Consider the following 691-nt stretch of genomic DNA (forward strand, 5'->3'; position numbering starts at 1 on the left):
AAAATTAAAAAAGAAAAAACGTAGGTTACAACGTAAGATATCAAGAAAATATCTAATAAATAAGAAAGGAGATAGTTACTGTAAAACAAGTAACATTATAAAGACAGAAAAGAAATTATTAAAACTTAATCACCGATTAACAGACATTCGTCATAATTATTTGCATCAGGTAACTACTGAAATAGTAAACCGAAAACCAAAGTTTATTGTTTTAGAAGATTTAAATGTGAAAGGTATGATGAAGAATAAGCACTTATCTGAAGTCGTAGCAGAACAATGCTTTTATGAATTTTATAGGCAGATAGAATATAAATCATTATGGAATAATATTAAATTTATAATAGCAGACAGATTCTATGCAAGCAGTAAAATATGTTCATGTTGTGGAATTTTAAAGAAAGATTTAAAACTTAGTGACAGAATTTATAAATGTGATAACTGTAAAACTGTAATTGACAGAGATAAGAATGCAAGTATAAATTTATACAACTATGGTAAATCAATAGCTTAATCATCTAAACGATACTATTGATATGTACCGATACGTTAGTCGGGAATTTACGCCTTTGGAGTATTATACCAAATGTGAGTAGTAATAGAATTTTCTATTATCAAAGCAGATACATTGAAAAAGGAATGAAACATAAGATTTTATAATTTTTTATAGATTTTTATAAGTTTTCAGTAACGG

Annotated in this window: 1 protein-coding gene; it reads left to right on the plus strand. The window is 26.0% G+C overall.

The window, feature by feature from the left end; translation table 11 throughout:
• Positions 1 to 511, plus strand: a 511-nt coding sequence (locus tag HF850_RS15390; RefSeq protein ID WP_169106287.1) for an RNA-guided endonuclease TnpB family protein, incomplete at its 5' end; no start/stop codon positions are given.
• Positions 512 to 691: the final 180 nt, after the last annotated feature.

Source organism: Clostridium sp. SM-530-WT-3G (genome assembly GCF_012843905.1).
Lineage (GTDB): Bacteria > Bacillota > Clostridia > Clostridiales > Clostridiaceae > Clostridium.